General features: G+C 36.0%; 17 protein-coding genes. All 17 read right to left on the bottom strand.

The features are described 5' to 3' along the window. Positions 1-15: 15 nt before the first annotated feature. The 17 genes from ccpN to rpsU all read right to left on the bottom strand — a co-directional run bounded on the left by ccpN (position 16) and on the right by rpsU (position 16,678). On the bottom strand, positions 16-645 hold the full coding sequence (gene ccpN / locus HLX49_RS01865; RefSeq protein WP_077703522.1) for a transcriptional regulator CcpN: 630 nt from the start codon (positions 643-645) through the stop codon (positions 16-18). A gap of 150 nt (positions 646-795) precedes the next feature. Beyond that, positions 796-2,877: a glycine--tRNA ligase subunit beta gene (glyS, locus tag HLX49_RS01860; RefSeq protein WP_296360663.1), complete on the bottom strand. Its 2,082-nt coding sequence runs from the start codon at positions 2,875-2,877 to the stop codon at positions 796-798. A gap of 1 nt (position 2,878) precedes the next feature. Beyond that, positions 2,879-3,757 carry a glycine--tRNA ligase subunit alpha gene (gene glyQ / locus HLX49_RS01855; protein ID WP_296360690.1) on the bottom strand — a complete coding sequence of 293 codons (879 nt, stop codon included), beginning with the start codon at positions 3,755-3,757 and terminating at the stop codon, positions 2,879-2,881. A gap of 286 nt (positions 3,758-4,043) precedes the next feature. After that, positions 4,044-4,787, bottom strand: a complete 744-nt coding sequence (recO, locus tag HLX49_RS01850; RefSeq protein ID WP_296360662.1) for a DNA repair protein RecO — start codon at positions 4,785-4,787, stop codon at positions 4,044-4,046. Between the two features lie 39 nt (positions 4,788-4,826). Beyond that, entirely contained in the window at positions 4,827-4,970 is a 144-nt protein-coding gene (locus tag HLX49_RS01845; RefSeq protein ID WP_077703518.1) for a YqzL family protein, read from the bottom strand. A 167-nt stretch (positions 4,971-5,137) separates the two neighbouring features. Further along, the gene (era, locus tag HLX49_RS01840) at positions 5,138-6,040 is read right to left on the bottom strand and encodes a GTPase Era (RefSeq protein WP_077703517.1); all 903 of its coding nucleotides are present in this window, start codon (positions 6,038-6,040) and stop codon (positions 5,138-5,140) included. 377 nt (positions 6,041-6,417) lie between these two features. Beyond that, positions 6,418-6,792: a diacylglycerol kinase family protein gene (locus HLX49_RS01835; protein WP_296360661.1), complete on the bottom strand. Its 375-nt coding sequence runs from the start codon at positions 6,790-6,792 to the stop codon at positions 6,418-6,420. After that, positions 6,770-7,240, bottom strand: coding sequence for an rRNA maturation RNase YbeY (ybeY, locus tag HLX49_RS01830; protein ID WP_077703515.1), 471 nt, complete (start codon positions 7,238-7,240; stop codon positions 6,770-6,772). The genes HLX49_RS01835 and ybeY overlap by 23 nt, the downstream gene beginning before the upstream one ends. Next, positions 7,241-9,322 (bottom strand): HD family phosphohydrolase, encoded by a 2,082-nt coding sequence (locus HLX49_RS01825; protein WP_077706886.1) that lies wholly within the window; start codon positions 9,320-9,322, stop codon positions 7,241-7,243. It lies immediately after the preceding gene. A 338-nt stretch (positions 9,323-9,660) separates the two neighbouring features. Then, positions 9,661-10,635, bottom strand: a complete 975-nt coding sequence (locus tag HLX49_RS01820; protein ID WP_296360660.1) for a PhoH family protein — start codon at positions 10,633-10,635, stop codon at positions 9,661-9,663. A 2-nt stretch (positions 10,636-10,637) separates the two neighbouring features. After that, complete coding sequence (yqfD, locus tag HLX49_RS01815; RefSeq protein WP_296360659.1) at positions 10,638-11,849, bottom strand: sporulation protein YqfD; 1,212 nt, start codon at positions 11,847-11,849, stop codon at positions 10,638-10,640. Beyond that, positions 11,833-12,141, bottom strand: coding sequence for a sporulation protein YqfC (yqfC, locus tag HLX49_RS01810; protein ID WP_176087314.1), 309 nt, complete (start codon positions 12,139-12,141; stop codon positions 11,833-11,835). The genes yqfD and yqfC overlap by 17 nt, the downstream gene beginning before the upstream one ends. Positions 12,142-12,651: 510 nt before the next feature. Continuing rightward, positions 12,652-13,185, bottom strand: a complete 534-nt coding sequence (locus HLX49_RS01805) for a hypothetical protein (RefSeq protein WP_077703512.1) — start codon at positions 13,183-13,185, stop codon at positions 12,652-12,654. A 28-nt stretch (positions 13,186-13,213) separates the two neighbouring features. Continuing rightward, on the bottom strand, positions 13,214-14,209 hold the full coding sequence (gene floA, locus HLX49_RS01800; protein ID WP_073004480.1) for a flotillin-like protein FloA: 996 nt from the start codon (positions 14,207-14,209) through the stop codon (positions 13,214-13,216). A gap of 83 nt (positions 14,210-14,292) precedes the next feature. Beyond that, complete coding sequence (locus HLX49_RS01795; protein WP_077703511.1) at positions 14,293-15,627, bottom strand: NfeD family protein; 1,335 nt, start codon at positions 15,625-15,627, stop codon at positions 14,293-14,295. A gap of 410 nt (positions 15,628-16,037) precedes the next feature. Then, entirely contained in the window at positions 16,038-16,487 is a 450-nt protein-coding gene (locus tag HLX49_RS01790) for a GatB/YqeY domain-containing protein (RefSeq protein WP_296360658.1), read from the bottom strand. A 14-nt stretch (positions 16,488-16,501) separates the two neighbouring features. Further along, positions 16,502-16,678 (bottom strand): 30S ribosomal protein S21, encoded by a 177-nt coding sequence (gene rpsU, locus HLX49_RS01785; protein WP_019377991.1) that lies wholly within the window; start codon positions 16,676-16,678, stop codon positions 16,502-16,504. Positions 16,679-16,782 lie beyond the last annotated feature (104 nt).

Below are 16,782 nucleotides of genomic sequence, written 5' to 3'. Positions count from 1 at the left end.
TCCTCTCTCACCCTTTTAAATGTGGTCTTCCATAACCAATTCAACAAAAGCTTTTGTAATTGTTGTTTTTGTAACTCTTCCAACAACTTCCAATCCAGACTTTGTTTTTTTCACGACAGGTATACCATCAATTTGTTTACTAATCAAGTTTTGAGCAACTTCTACCAACAAATCATCTTTTTGACATACTGTTATATTAGGCATTCGTGTCATAATGATATGTACAGGTAAAGCATTTAAATCTTGTTTCCCAATGCTTGCGCGAAGTAAATCTTTTCGCGATAGTACGCCTGTTAAACACGACTGATCATCAACTACGAAAAGGGTCCCTACATCTTCTAAGAACATCGTTGAGATCGCATCGTATACCGAAACGCTCTCTTTTACAACAATAGGGACATGTTGATATTCATATACTCTAATTTTTTTAATCTGCTCTGTTAATAATTCATTTCCTGTTTTACCAGTATAAAAATACCCCACACGGGGTCTTGCATCTAAAAAACCTGCCATTGTTAAAATTGCCAAGTCTGGACGTAATGTAGCCCTTGTTAAGTGAAGACGCTCAGCGATATTCTCCCCCGTTATCGGGCCGTTTTCTTTTACAATTTCAATTATTTCTTCTTGTCTACTTGATAATTCCATGACTTCACCACCTAAAGACGATGTAAACCTATGTCCATTATAGTTGAATCGATACAGAATGAGAAATAAATCCGATACTTATCAAGCGAAAGGAATTACAATACTGCGCCCAAAAACAACACCAGAGAAGAAATTCACTGTATCCTTTTATTAAAAGCTTTGTTTCCATTCAATTTTTGTTACATCAGCATAGTTATAAATAAGCTGACCGATTTGGTACAAAAGCGCCAACCGATTATTACGGATTTCTTCATCATCTACCATTACCATATTTTGTTCAAAAAATTGGTGAATCGGATCCGTCAATTGCTCCAAAAGTTTTAATTCTTCTCCAGCTTCTCCACTTGAATTCCGAAACGCTTCCTGGATATGACAATATTTATCGTATAACGCTTTTTCAGATTCTGTGTGCAATACATCTGGATCAATTAATTTAGATGATGCTTTTTGAGCTAAATTTAATACACGCACAAAAGCTTCCTGTGATAATTTGAATTTATCATCATTTCGTTTGACTGATAATAATTCTGCTTTTGCTAAACTGTGCGTAAAGTTGCCAATATCCTGATGTAATACAGCGTGAATGATATCTGGCTCAATTCCCGCTTCTTTAAAGATATAAGTAGCACGATGTAAAAAGAAGTCGTTAATGATAGTAGCAGCTTCACTTTGATTTTCTAGCTTTACTTTGGATGTAGCATATACTTGCAAGGTAAGCTCAATAAGCTTTTCTACGGTTATGTTCCATTTATTTGTAAGTAACATCCGTAATACACCAATTGCTTGACGACGTAACCCATAAGGATCATGAGATCCTGTCGGTAATAATCCTACAGAAATACAACCTGCTATCGTATCTAATTTATCTGCCATACTAACAATTGTTCCTGCGATAGTTTCAGGCAAAACGCCGTTGGCGGATTTTGGTAAGTAATGTTCTCTAATTGCTTGAGCAACAATTGCGTCTTCGCCATAAAAAACAGCATATTTTTCGCCCATAACGCCTTGCAATTCAGTAAATTCATTTACCATACTAGTGGTTAAATCGAATTTACTTAATTCAGCAGCACGAACAGCACGATTAATATCTGACTCAGGTAGTTCAAGATGCTGACTAATTAAACGAGTTAATATAATGACACGTTCTACTTTTTCATAAATGGTCCCTAAATCTTCTTGAAATACAACTCGTTGTAGCTTTGTTAAAAAATCGCTCAAAGAACGCTTACGATCTTCCTCGTAGAAAAAAGCAGCATCAGATAAGCGAGCATGTAATACTTTTTCATTTCCTTTTATTACTGTCTCTAATGAAGTGTCGTCTCCGTTACGTATGCCAACGAAATGAGGTAATAACTCCCCTCCAGTATTCGTACGAACAGGGAAATAGCGTTGATGCTCTTTCATGGAGATAATTAATACTTCCTCAGGTATGGATAAAAATGCATGTTCAAATGAGCCTAAAAAAGCTTGAGGATATTCCACTAAATTACGAACTTCATGCAATAGTTCATGATCAATAGGAATATGCACCGAATGCTCTTGCTCTAATTGATGAATTCCTTGTAATATAGCTGCTTCGCGTTTTTTTGCATCTGCTATTACAAATTGCTGTAGTAATTTTTCTTCATATTGCTTTGGGTTATTAATGGCTATTTTCGTTCCTAAAAAACGATGGCCATATGTCATATTACTGCTTTTTACATGAGCAACTTCAAAAGGAACCACCGTTGAACCGCATAAGCCGACCAGCCAACGTATCGGCCTAGCATAACGCATTGTTTGTGCTCCCCAGCGCATATTCTTGCCAAAGTTAATGGACAGAATGATGTCTTTAAACCCTGGCAGGAGGTCGAATGTATTGTTTCCTTCAATATGCTTTTGCACAAAAATATATGTAGTGCCATTGACAGGTTTTGTATAAATATCATTTGTTGTCTTGCCTTGCCCTTTTGTAAAGCCAATCGCTGCTTTTGTCCAATTACCAGATTCATCTTTAGCAATTTTTTCTGCCGGGCCTTTCACTTCTTCTTTAATCGTTGTTTGTTGTTCACTAAGCCCTTCAATAAAAACTGCCAAACGTCTTGGTGTGGAAAAGGTCGCTAAATTTTTATAAGGAATGCGCAAGCTTTTTAGCCATGCTACTGTTTTGTCATTTAATTGTTTTTCTGCATCATCAATGAAACGAGCCGGCATTTCTTCCAGTCCAATTTCAAATAGAGCATCTGTCACCATATTATTGTTCCTCCTTTTTTAACATCGGAAAGCCAAGTCGTTCTCTTTCAGCAACATACGCTTTAGCAATACCTCTTGCTAAGTTACGAATTCTTGTAATATAACCGGTACGTTCTGTTACAGAGATGACACCTTTGGCATCCAACAAATTAAATGTATGAGAACATTTAAGAACGTAATCATAAGCAGGAAATACTAACCCTTTTTCCATCGTATCTTTAGCTTCTTGCTCATATTTGGTAAAAAGCTCAAATAACATTTCCGTATTAGATGTTTCAAATGTATACATGGAATGTTCATATTCTGGTTGAAAAAAGATGTCTTTGACTGTCACGCCATTTGTCCATTCTAAATCAAATACATTATCTTTATCTTGAATATACGAAGCGAGACGCTCAATTCCATACGTTAGTTCTACAGCAACAGGATTTGCTTCTAATCCTCCGATTTGCTGAAAGTACGTAAATTGTGTAATTTCCATCCCGTCAAGCCAAACTTCCCAGCCAAGACCAGCTGCACCTAAGGTTGGGTTTTCCCAGTTGTCTTCTACAAATCGTATATCATGAACAAGCGGATCAATCCCTAATTTTCTTAGAGAACCTAAGTATAACTCCTGGATATTATCTGGAGAAGGTTTCATAATGACTTGAAATTGGTGATGTTGGTATAACCTGTTTGGATTATCACCATAACGGCCATCCGCAGGGCGTCTTGATGGTTCTACATAAGCAACGTTCCATGGTTCAGGTCCAAGACTACGTAGCAATGTCATTGGTGACATAGTACCCGCTCCTTTTTCCACGTCATAGGCTTGCATAAGAATGCAATTTTGCTGTGACCAATAATTTTGCAAAGTTAAGATCATCTCTTGAATATTCATCATCTTTCCTCCATATACAGTAGTACAATATAAAATCCCCGTCCCTATGTCTATAGTCAAGACATAGGGACGGGGTGTTAAGCCGCGGTTCCACCCTATTTGCTTATGAAAGCCACCTTTATTACAAATACTCCGAAGTTCCTTTCCTCTTACCCCTATCGCTCAGCTTTCACCATCCTGAGCTCGCTATGGAAAGCGTGCAAAAGTACTCTTCTTCATCCTTGTATTTATTCCATATATAATCATCTATGTATGAATAATAAGCGAAACATTCATTGCTGTCAACTCATTTCAATAGATCCATTTGTTTTAATAGCTTTCTTGATTTAAGAAGATACCCACCATAATAATCATAATAATGGTCTAACAATTCCCTAAGCAACTGTTTATTTTGTTCCTTTACTGAAATGTTTGACACGCGTTGTAAATCGACCGTTGCAAAGATGAATAATAATTTAACTACTCCTTTTGGTAATTCAATAGCTCGCTCGTCCATACTTCTACATGATGCACACAGTAAACCAGCTTCTTGAATAGAAAACACAAACGGAGACGTTACACTATGACAGCTACTACAACAATCTACCGTGGGTGCAAATCCCCCTTTTTTATATAATTTCAATTCATACATCATTAAGGGGATATCAGCCTCTTCTTTGCTATTAATCCACTCCATTGTTTGAAAAAACTGTTCATAAATAAATCCATCTGGCTGTTTATCCTCGACTAATTTATCTGTAAGTTCAGCAAGATATGCTGCGTAAGTTGTTTTTACAATGTCTTCACGTATGGGGCGAAAAGAGTCAATAATTTCTGCTTGTTGTATTGTACTTAACCCTTTATTCACATACATAAGAAATTCCGCATAGATGAACGGCTGCGTTACAGCAGCCATTCTACTTTTTGGTTTTTTTGCTCCTTTAGCAATCGCAGAGAGCTTCCCTAATTTTCCACTAAATATTGTAACGATTTTATGACTCTCTCCATAGTCACGTGTTTTCAATACGACACCTTGTATTTTTTCTAACAATTAGAGCGTCACCTTTCTCTAAAGAACTGCATTCACTTATCATTTCGTTTCTATCGGAGTTTCATTTTTCTCATCTTGTTGTCCTAATTCTTGAAGGTTTTGTTCATTTTCTAACTCTTTCATGATTAAATAGGTTTCAATGTTTCCCGTTTGACTAAATAATTTCCAGGATAGATCGATCACAAGAAACCCCACCTTTCTTTTAAATGTTGAAAATGTAACTTACTACTTAGAATGACCACAAGAGCAAAACAAATGAGTATAAATATTTACCATGTATGAGGAGTTATAAATAACTCCAAATTATCTTTTAGCAAAATTACAGCAAAAGAGTACTGAAACAAATTTTTTTAATAATCATCTCTGCTGAAACCATATTCTTGCAGTTGGCTTTGCTTGTTTCTCCAATCTTTTTTAACTTTTACCCATAGTTCTAGGTACACGCTTGTACCAAGCAGATTTTCAATATCTTTACGGGCTGCTTTCCCAATGTTTTTAAGCATCGTTCCCTGTTTCCCAATAAGAATGCCTTTTTGTGTTTTTCTTTCTGTTACAATAGTTGCTTGAATAAGAACTTTACCATGATTGCGTTGTTCCATATTCTCAATAACAACTGCTATCGAATGAGGAACTTCTTCTTTCGTAAATTGTAGTACTTTTTCACGAATTAACTCACTGATAATAAAACGTTCAGGGTGATCTGTAATTTGATCCTCTGGATAATACTGCGGGCCCTCTGCCAATTGATCTTTTAGCACTTCTAACAGATGTTTTACATTATTCCCCTGCAAAGCGGAAATAGGAATAATTTCTGTAAAATCATGTTTATCTTTATATTGATCAATTAATGGGAGTAGTTTATCAGGGTGTACAAGATCAATTTTATTTACAATTAAATAAACAGGCTTATCTACCTTTTGCAGTCTATCTAAAATGTATTGATCTCCTTTTCCATACCCTTCCTCTGCATTAATCATAAATAAAATGGCATCGACCTCATTTAATGTATTTATAGCGGTTTTCACCATAAAATCGCCGAGCTGATGTTTCGGTTTATGGATGCCTGGTGTGTCTATAAATATCATTTGCGCGTCTGGCAATGTCAGTACACCTTGAATTTTGTTTCTCGTTGTTTGTGGTTTATCACTCATAATAGCTATTTTTTGCCCGATCACCTGATTCATAAACGTGGATTTTCCAACATTTGGTCTACCGATAATAGCTATAAAACCTGATTTAAATTGTTTTTCCATCTGGTTGCCTCCGAAAAATCATACATATTTTATTCATATCATACTATAAAACAACTTTAGTTTCATGGTATTCGACAAAAGCTTTAATTTTTTTTATGTCATTTTTTTGTTTTTGACAATCTTTTTAAAACCGTTATGTAAAAGTGGAAGGATTTTTAGGTTAATCATCAAAAAAACGAGGGTATCCTATAGCATGTAGGAAATAAAATAAACATTCATTTATTAAAACATCTATAAACTTGCTAAAACAAGAAGAGCCACAGCTAAACTGTGGCAACAAGCATGAACATTATATTCGTCTACTATCCCGACGCGAATAAAATGTGACAATCAAAAAGCCGACGCAAACTTTTCTCCTTTGTAAACTCCAAAATATTTCACATAAGTCCGGCTACTTTTGGAATGAAAATAAAACAACCTATTATTACAGCAATGGTGGCTGCTATAAGAACCGCTCCAGCAGCCACATCTTTTATTTGTTTTGCAGCAGGATGAACATCTGGTTTTACGTAATCAATTATTCTTTCTGCGACAGTATTTAGCATTTCTGTTATAAACACATTCCCAATCAAAAGTAAGATAATACTCCACTCCGTGATGTTTATGTTTAAGATAATACCAGCCAATATCACTACAATTGCAGCACATAAATGCACTCGAAAATTACGTTCATTTTTGACAACAAACTGTATACCTTGCCATGCAAAAGAAAAACCAACCAGTCGTTTTTTATCTTTCAATTCCAAACGCACCTAAGATTTTTTCTTGTTTCGCAAACATTTCCTTTTCATCTACTTTCGCTACATGATCATATCCCAATAAGTGAAGGAAGCCATGTAACGCTAGAAAGGCTAATTCTCTCTCCAAAGAATGGTCGTACTCTTTTGCCTGTTCTTTTGCTCTATCCACAGATATCACAATGTCGCCTAACAGCACGGGGAGATTTTCGTCTAATATATTTATTTCTTCTTCCCCTTCTCCAAGTTCTTGCATAGGAAACGACAGGACATCTGTAGGACTATTCTTTTGCCTATAGTTTCGATTTAGTTCTTGAATTTCTTTATTCGTAACGAAATTAATGGATACTTCACCTTGTGGCGTTACACCTTCTTCTTTAGCAGCAAATGCAATTAACCGTTGAATTAAATCAATATAATCACTTTCCACTGAATTTGTTTCATCATGAAAGTCAATATACACTTATTTTGCCTCCTCCACGGGATATTGAATACGCGAATGGAATATCCCTTTCAATGTGCTACAAGTTGTTTGTTGAATCTTATTTAGCTCTTGTAAAGTAATCGGACATTCATCGAACTGTCCGTCTACTAACTTATCTTGAATAATAGATGTAACAATTTCTTCTATTTTTTGTTCTGTAGGTTCTTGTAGTGAACGGACTGCGGCTTCTACTGAATCACATATACTAACAATAGCCGCTTCTTTCATTTGTGGTTTAGGCCCAGGATAACGATAAATTGCCTCTTCCACTTCCTTATTTTGTTCTTTATCTTTGTAATAAAAATACTTCAGTAAAGAAGTGCCATGATGCTGTTTAGCAATATCAATAATTTCTTGTGGTAGTCGATGTTTTTTCAACATCTCAGCTCCATCATAAGGATGACTAATTATTATTCTAGCACTTTCATTTGGCTCAATAAAGTCATGAGGGTTTTTAATTGCCAATTGATTTTCAATAAAAAAATGAGGTTGTACCGTCTTACCTAAGTCATGATAATAAGCACCAACCCTTGCCAGTAACCCATTTGCTCCAACTGCTTCGCAAGCAGCTTCACTTAAGTTAGCCACCATCACAGAGTGGTGATATGTACCAGGAGCTTCCGTTAATAATTTCTTTAGTAATGGATGATTTGGGCTTGATAACTGTAGTAACTTAATATCTGATAAAATCCCTAAAGCAGCCTCAAAATATGGTAACAGTCCAATTGTAAGTACAGCTGACAGGAATGCAGATGCTGTTGCAAAAGATGATTGTAGTAACATATCTCCCCATGCATATTTCTCAAAAGAGAGAAATATAAATAATAATACAACCATGATATTAATAACCGCAATTCCTAATCCAGCCTTCATAACTGCAAGTCTATCTTTGACATTTCTCAGGAAGAAAACGGCTGCCAACTGGGAGAGCAAAAAGTATATACCTGCTTCCACATTTAAAGAACCAGGAATTTGATGATTGAAGATAACACTTCCTAAAATCGCGAACAGCGTACTGAAAATGATCGCAGAACGTTCATGTGTTAATTGTTTTAGTAGCAAAGCCCCCGTAGCTATAGGCATTACGTAAAAGAGTTGGTTTATTTGCGTTGTATAAATACTTACTATTTTCATTAAAGCAACTGTCATGATACTAATAACAACAATTGCAGTAACTTTAGCATTATTTAAACGCTCTTTTCTGGCAAGCCAATTCATTTCATGAGCTATTGCACTTCCTAGTAGCAAGACAAGTATAGCCAATCCAATTCCTGGAAAGAAATTTCGCTCTTTATCAAGAACTCCAACCAATTCTAGTTTTTTATATACTTCATTCGTAATCGTTTGTCCTTCGCGAACGATGATTTCTCCCGCTCTAATTACAACAGGTTCAACATTGCTAGCTGCTTCCTTTCGAGCAGCAGATGTTTTATCCACATCAAAAAATGAATTTTCGACCACCGCAAACTCACTTAACCGGGTCAGAACTTCTTTCATGTCAGCATCTAAATCTGAATACTTAATCTCTTGTTGGATATTTGAAATAGCGCTTTGTGTATTTTCTGTTCGCACACCATTATTCAACGTTTTAGACAAAATTCCCAAGAAAAATTTCTCACCTTTTTCCCGTTCCTCTTTAGGTACTTGAATAAGCTGAGACAGCGAGTCATCACTGACTCCTTTTTGTATTTCTTCAGACAGAATTTGCTTTAATTGTTGCACTTTTTCTTGCTCAGAGATAGGAGCCGTATCGGAGCCTCCCTTATTTTGTTGCGTGTCTTTAAGTTCTTCTTCCAATTTAGTGATTGCGTCAAAAATTTCTTTCGTATACGCCATACGCTCATCCGTAATTTCTTGGTCAATATTGTATCTATCCTCTACAGCTTGAACCGTTTCTCGTATTTTACGCTCTGTTTCTTGCTCATTTTCTATCGTAACTGGAGAACGAATCGTTTCTTTAGCTCTACTAAATCTCTCTATCTCATAGGTTTCCGTCTGTATATTGTCAATCATGATTAGAAAGAAAAACACACTTAGTAAAAGAGAAGCAGCTATCATCATGCCCCATTTATTGAAACGTTTTGTAAATGAAAACCAAGTACGCGGATTGAATTTGTTCTTATCCACTGCTCTCTCTTCCTTTCTAAAGGACAAAATTTAAAAACGCCTATATGCTTTGCTATCTACCAAATTTATCGTAGCCATTAAAAATTTGACTTTTTATACAAGATAAAAGGTGCTGTAAGACTCCCACTTCAAGAATTGGAAGTGGGAGGTCACAGCTTTCTTAAGAGATCCTTTAGATCATACCTCGGGTTACTAAATAATCAGTATGAGATAACCCCTAACTAATTGAAGATTCACTTTGTAATTTCCTAAGTGAAGATATTAGCATTTTCTTATTCACTACGATGCTGGCTATTTTTATCATACGCATCAATGATTCGTTGCACAAGCGGATGTCGAACGACGTCTGTTTGCTCTAAATAAACAAAATCCATTCCTTTTATCCCATTTAATAAATGACTTGCAACCCTTAAACCTGACTGTACACCTTTTGGTAAGTCAATCTGCGTTATGTCCCCAGTAATCACCATTTTTGATCCAAAACCAAGTCTCGTTAAAAACATTTTCATTTGCTCAGGGGTCGTATTTTGTGCTTCGTCCAAAATAACAAAGGCATCATCGAGCGTTCTCCCTCGCATATAGGCCAACGGGGCTATTTCAATCGTTTCCCTTTCAATCAGGCGCATCGTATGCTCTGCCCCTAAAACATCATGCAAAGCATCATATAGCGGTCGCAAATAAGGATCTACCTTTTCTTTTAAATCACCAGGAAGAAAACCCAAACTTTCTCCCGCTTCTACAGCTGGTCTAGTTAATATAATCCTTTTCACATAGCCATTCTTAAGTGCATGAACAGCCATTACGACAGCTAAATACGTTTTTCCCGTACCTGCTGGACCGATCCCGAAGACGAGATCATTTGCTTTAATTGCAGAGATATATTTTTTTTGCCCTAATGTTTTAACACGAATGGACTTTCCTTTTACATTTTTCGTAATTTCATCTTCAAATAAAGTTTCAAATTGGTTTATTTTTCCTTTTTTTCCAAGTTCAACCGCATAAACGACATCTCTTTCTGTAATGGTCAACCCTTTATGAATAATGGAGAGCAGAGCTTGTAAGACATCCTGAACGAGGTTAAGCGTATCTGGATCACCAGATACATGAATCTGCTCTCCTCTCGTTATAATAGAAACTTGAAGCATTTCTTCTAATTGATGCAAGTATTTATCGTTATTACCAAATAGTGCTAAAGCTTCTTTTGGACTATTTAATTGTAAATCGACTGCTGTTAAATTATCCGGCATATTCAATCTCCTTGACGTAAAGGTTGTGTATCAATAATATTTTCTTCAACACTCATATATAAGTTTAGTTTAACTTTACCATTCTCTGTAGATTGTTGCAAAATTTTTTCAGATAAGATCTCCGCTTCTCCTAGCTCTAGTTTTAATTGTTCTTTCGCTTGTTTAATACCTACCTCAATTGCTTCTTTTTTTGTTCTCTCCACTGTTTTATACGTTTTTTCATGGATATTGGTTTCAATTATTTTTATAGGCAATTCCCACTTTAAAAAGCGAAGTTTTGATTCTTCCTGTTCCTGTTTTGTATTTTCAAAGTCCGATGATCCAAAGCCCCAAATTGGCAGTTTGAAATCCCCAAAACTTAGATGGTATTTATTATCTTGTTCTCCTGTTAATTGTTCTGTATTTGCCTTTAATGGCACACTTACTTTAACCTCATACCAAGTTAACGCGGTGATCTCTCCATCCGCTGCTACATGTTTTACTTCTTTTTTCCCTTCTTCTTCCTCTGCTTCTTCTCCGTCATCCATTTTCCCCGATACTAATAGGTCGCCTTTCTCCACATAATCATGAACATCTACTTTTGGAACCCCTTTGGAAACATACATTTTCTTAATAATTCCTTTTTTAGCAGCAATTAAGTTTCTTGGTTCTGGATTTTCTTCTTCTTTCACAACTATTTTTTCTACACCTTCTAAGTGAAAGGTTGTCCCCTTTTGATTTATACCAACCCATAGTAATTCAGGTACATCATGCAATAATTGTTGTTGTATATGTTTTGGAGAGTCAATAGAAAATATCCATGATCCTGGGTGGATACCATATTGTTCTAATTGTCCATCTATCTTTTCTTCAATATCTTTAGGTACACCAGTTATTTCCACATCCCATATAATATTAGACAGTGTAAAGAGAAACAAGACACTTAGAATAAATGCAAGTATTAATTCTTTTTTCCTTAAATAGTGGCGAATGAAAAATGGAAATCCTTTACGGTCGATAAATTTAATTTTATAATTCGTATCCTTCCGTAATTTTTTTATATAATTAACGTCCTTAAGACCTATCATACCCTTGCATGACTGATGATTTAATTTTACTACGTCCCATACCTGAATGCCATAACTAGTACAATGCTGAAAAAACAATTCTGGTCTATCGCCTGTTACAATGATACTAACAGCACCAGCTATATGTAATTTATTCTTTTGCGTCATATCCTGTACCTCCATCTGGAATAAAGGTTATATCTCTAATCATACCTTCTAGCAAAATTTCTTCGGGTAGCATTCTTTTTAAAACAAAATCTGAACCCGAAATGCGAACATATCCTTTATTCGACTTTAGTTTTAACTCTGTATCCGAATAGGTTTCCAAACCTTTATGATTCTCAATATAAACATGCAATTGTCCAACTACTGTAATTCTTGGTAGTTCCAATAACACATCTGAAGGAAGTGCAAAATACTTCGTTAACCATGGTCTAATTTGTTGTTGCCATTTTTTCACAATGCAGCCCCCTCTCACCTATATATTTATGTTTATTGCGTTTGTTTAAGAACATGGAAAGGAAACCTTTTAAAAAGAAGATGGTCTCACTTACGCAAGAGTCAGTAGCATACACAACCTAGCTACTCAAAACTCATCTCCGTGAACATCAAAATGAGCTTGAGAATGGAATAGATAGGGAAAGGGGAAAGCGAAAACAAACATACATCTGATTGAGAATAGATGCTTCATTTTCAATGTATTTAAGTTCTATTTAGGTTAATTTATGTAAAAAGCCATCGTGTACCTCTATTTTAAAGTAAGTGTTAGAAAAACTTGGCCTGTCGCCAAGTCTTATGGCGAAAGCTGTAATTTTTCTTATACTATAAACCTTTAAACTTTCATACTTTCCTATAATAGAAAAACCAATTGCACTTATTTAAAAGTACAATTGGCTCTTATCATTGCAAAACGTAATGTTACGTCTACATTTTTATCTTGTTATGATGTATTTGGACTTACTACATTCATTTATCGTTTTAATTCATTTATCTGCTTCATTTTTATTTGCTCAGAAACAGCACTACGATATGGTTTTTTTCCTCTAGGTTTCCCTAGTACTTCGGACATAATAATGCCATTAATTAAGCCTTCTCGTGTAAAGTTATTTGCAACTTGCCGCTTCATTTTTTGCTTCTGCAAATGTCCTTCTGTCGCTTGTCTCTGGCTTTGAACAGATTGTACTTGTTGGGCAAGGTCTTCTAGCGGCTCTTGCAAATCAGCTCCCATTTGCTCAGCTAATTGCTCCATTTGTTGCTGTTTTTGCTCAGAAGCTGATGCTGTTGATATAGACCCTCCTACTCGTTCAGGACGTTTAGTAGGTTGACTAGCTGGCTTTGTAGCTCCTCCACCGAAAGGAGGAGCGGGCTTATTCGGTTTCTTTCTTCGTTCATTTTCCGTATCTGTATCTTTACTAAAGGAATCTTTAAAAAAACCAATGATCCCAGCGATTGCTGCCAAAATGATAAATCCATTGCTAAAAATAGCTTCGAAGAGCCCTTCCATATAGTAACTCCTCCTTTACTGCTTGCAATTAATTTTGCTCATGATCATCGTTTCCATTTTCAGATAACTTGCCAATAGAATCACGCATATCTGTGTCAGCATCAATGTTCTTATAGTTCATATAATCCATCACACCAAGGTTACCTGAACGTAAAGCTTCAGCTAAAGCAAGTGGTACATCTGCTTCTGCTTCAACTACTTTTGCACGCATCTCTTGCACTCGAGCAAGCATTTCTTGTTCTTGAGCAACTGCCATTGCTCGACGCTCTTCGGCTTTTGCTTGGGCAATGTTTTTATCCGCTTCAGCTTGATCCGTTTGTAAAATTGCACCGATGTTCTTACCAATATCAACATCTGCAATATCAATGGATAGTATTTCAAAAGCCGTACCAGCATCTAAGCCTCGATTTAGTACATTATGTGAAATGGAATCTGGGTTTTCTAATACTTCGGTATGAGCATGTGAGCTACCAATGGTGCTTACAACACCTTCTCCTACACGAGCTATTACCGTTTCCTCACCAGCACCACCTACTAAGCGATCTATATTAGCACGAACGGTTATTCTAGCTTTTGCTTTCACTTCAATCCCATCCATAGCTATACCAGCAATAAACGGGGTTTCAATTACCTTTGGATTAACACTCATTTGAACTGCTTCTAATACATCACGTCCCGCTAAATCAATCGCTGCTCCTCGTTCAAATGGCAGTTCAATGTTCGCACGATGCGCTGCGATCAATGCATTTACCACTCTATCGACATTACCACCAGCTAAATAATGGCTCTCCAGTTGATTTGTTTTAACATTTAACCCGGCCTTATGTGCTTTAATAAGTGGATTAATCACTCGATTTGGAACTACGCGACGAAGTCTCATTCCAACTAATTGAAAGATACCTACTTTCACTCCTGCTGCTAAAGCACTAATCCATAGCATAACTGGAATAAAAGTAAATAAAATAGCTACTGCAATTAAAATAACCGCGATAATTATTAACGGCATTAAGCTCTCTAAATCCATGTATTTTCCTCCTCATTACTATAATTAAATTATATAGTTAAACTAACCATTCGCCTGAATCTTTCTTTCCACACGAATAGAAGTTAAACCTCCTTTATTTCGCGTACTACTATACGTACACCTTCTACTTTTACAACTTTAACCTTTTTATTTTCATCAATAAACCGACCTTCTGAAATTACATCCAAACGTTCTTGATCAAATACAGCTGTACCAGCAGGACGAAGTGGAGTAACGGTAATGCCTTCTAAACCGATTAATTCTAAGCGATTTACTGAAGATACGTATCCTTGCTCCGTTGTTGTTTGATCTTTAAGTATAATATGTCTGAAAATCCCTTTATCCATACCCATTCTTCTGAAAAGAATAATAGAAACAATTAATGATAATAAGAATGCAATTCCTATGCTTAACGACATATGACCTATATCATATCCTGACATAAACAACGAGCCAATAATCGCACCTGCACCAATTAAACCTAATACGCCACCAGGCACAAAAAACTCTGCAATAATGAGCCCGATGCCTAATATAAGTAAGATAACTGCCTCCATACCAGCTAAACCAGCCACAATATGTCCATAGAAAAATAATACAAGCGAAATAAGTCCCATAATTCCTGCTACACCGAATCCGGGTGAATACAGTTCTACAACAAGCCCTAAACTAGCAATAGATAGTAAAATTGGGATAACTACGGGATTTGTTAAAAATCTAGCTACTTCTTCTGCTAATGTTGGTTCTTTTTCCATAACTGTTGCGTTTTCTAAACTCAATTGTTGCAATAACTCTTCCCTATTTTCAACAGTACCTTCTGAATACCCCACTTCTAATGCCTGTGATGGACCTAAAGTTAGAAACTTACCCTCCCCTGCATCTAGTTCTGGAAGATCAATAGACTCATCAGCCATCGCCATGGCATATTGCGGATCCCTTCCTTTTGATTCAGCCGCACTCTTCATGGAAGCTATCCAAGCAGATTGGGCTTTTTTATTTGCTGCATTACCATCTGACGTGATGACACCACTAGCTCCCATAGTTGCTTGGGGGCGCATATATATTGTATCTGTATTTAAAGCAATGTAAGAGCCCGCTGATAAAGCACGATTCACAATAAATGAAGTAGTGGGAACATCTAGGTCCTGTAAAATTGTGGCAATTTCTCCAGCCGAGTCTACTCTTCCTCCTGGTGTATTAATTTCAAAAATAATATGATCAGTGCCTTCTTCTATTGCTTCTTCGGTCGCTCTATCTAAAAATGCTTGCAGTCCTCTTTCTACTTCTTTTTCTATTGGAATAATATGGACTGTTTTATGACTGGTGCTATTAGCATCTACGCCAGCACCAACATTGAATATAGTGACTAAAAACACGCATAAAACAAAAATATATGTATACACTTTTTTAGCAGTCATGTGCGTTCACCTCCTTCAATGTCATGCTATACGGAATTTTAAGTGCAAAGGTTTCAATTCACCTAAATTTATTAAAATATATCATAAATAAACAATTTACACTATCTATTATGTAAGTGAAACTCCATTACTATTCCAAACGAATTGTCTATAAAGGAGACAATGCGCGCAAAAATTGAAAAATCATATTACAAAGCTAGTGGATAATAACAGGAATAAGCGTTAAATTTGCACAAGTATAAACCAATACTTATATGATGAAAAGAAGTCTTTTTCTAAATTATTACAAAAGGAAGGTGAGAGGTAGGTCATGAGCTAAAAGCACATCGCTATTTCATTACGTTTTCAATTAAAATAGGCTGTTGTAGTAAGAAAAGACCCTAATCAAACTTTTGACTAGGGTCTCTTTTTTAGTTACTTAACTGTTTTTGTACAAGTTTGTTAATTTGTGAACCATCTGCTTTACCTTTAACCTTTGGCATAATTGCACTCATTACTTTTCCCATATCTTTTTTGGAAGTTGCGTTCACTTCTTCAATCGTTAATTTAACTATTGCCTCCAGCTCTTCATCCGTAAGCTGTTTTGGCATATATGTTTGCAGAATATCTAATTCTAATTCAACTTGTTGAACAAGATCATCGCGACTCGCTGATTTGAATTCTTGGAGGGAATCTTTTCTTTGCTTTACTTCTCTCGACAAGATCGAAATTTCTTCGTCTTCTGATAATGAGTCTTTTCCAAGTTTAATGGTTTCATTTTGAATAGAAGCTTTTACCATGCGAATCACACTCAGGGTTTGTTTATCTTTGTTCTTCATCGCCTGCTTCATATCTTGGTTTAATGTTTCGAGTAATGTCACTGATTACACCCTCTTTAGAATTTACGCTTTCTAGCAGCTTCAGATTTCTTTTTGCGACGCACACTTGGTTTTTCGTAGTGTTCACGCTTACGATATTCTTGCAATGTACCACTTTTGGATACACTACGCTTAAAGCGACGAAGAGCATCTTCAAGAGACTCGTTTTTACGAACGCGAGTTGTATTTGACATGCTAATTTCCCTCCCTCCGAAGCACAAAACAGATTGTACTAGCATATGACTTTCAATTCACATGCTTTTTAAAGTATAATATAATCCTTTATTTTGGTCAACTG

The sequence above is a fragment of the Virgibacillus sp. genome, from assembly GCF_013393565.1.
Taxonomy (GTDB): Bacteria; Bacillota; Bacilli; order Bacillales; family Amphibacillaceae; genus Virgibacillus; species Virgibacillus dokdonensis.
Note: the sequence above shows the minus strand (reverse complement) of the source record. Positions and strands in the feature narration are given on the sequence as shown.

What these genes read in the sequence shown, in the direction of transcription:
- ccpN (WP_077703522.1), bottom strand. Translation starts at nt 645, where the DNA reads ATGGAATTATCAAGTAGACAAGAAGAAATAATTGAAATTGTAAAAGAA.
- floA (WP_073004480.1), bottom strand. Translation starts at nt 14,209, where the DNA reads ATGGATTTAGAGAGCTTAATGCCGTTAATAATTATCGCGGTTATTTTA.
- glyQ (WP_296360690.1), bottom strand. Translation starts at nt 3,757, where the DNA reads ATGAATATTCAAGAGATGATCTTAACTTTGCAAAATTATTGGTCACAG.
- yqfD (WP_296360659.1), bottom strand. Translation starts at nt 11,849, where the DNA reads ATGACGCAAAAGAATAAATTACATATAGCTGGTGCTGTTAGTATCATT.
- HLX49_RS01825 (WP_077706886.1), bottom strand. Translation starts at nt 9,322, where the DNA reads ATGATGATAGCTGCTTCTCTTTTACTAAGTGTGTTTTTCTTTCTAATC.
- HLX49_RS01795 (WP_077703511.1), bottom strand. Translation starts at nt 15,627, where the DNA reads ATGACTGCTAAAAAAGTGTATACATATATTTTTGTTTTATGCGTGTTT.
- rpsU (WP_019377991.1), bottom strand. Translation starts at nt 16,678, where the DNA reads ATGTCAAATACAACTCGCGTTCGTAAAAACGAGTCTCTTGAAGATGCT.
- era (WP_077703517.1), bottom strand. Translation starts at nt 6,040, where the DNA reads ATGGAAAAACAATTTAAATCAGGTTTTATAGCTATTATCGGTAGACCA.
- glyS (WP_296360663.1), bottom strand. Translation starts at nt 2,877, where the DNA reads ATGGTGACAGATGCTCTATTTGAAATTGGACTGGAAGAAATGCCGGCT.
- HLX49_RS01805 (WP_077703512.1), bottom strand. Translation starts at nt 13,185, where the DNA reads ATGGAAGGGCTCTTCGAAGCTATTTTTAGCAATGGATTTATCATTTTG.
- HLX49_RS01820 (WP_296360660.1), bottom strand. Translation starts at nt 10,635, where the DNA reads ATGCCGGATAATTTAACAGCAGTCGATTTACAATTAAATAGTCCAAAA.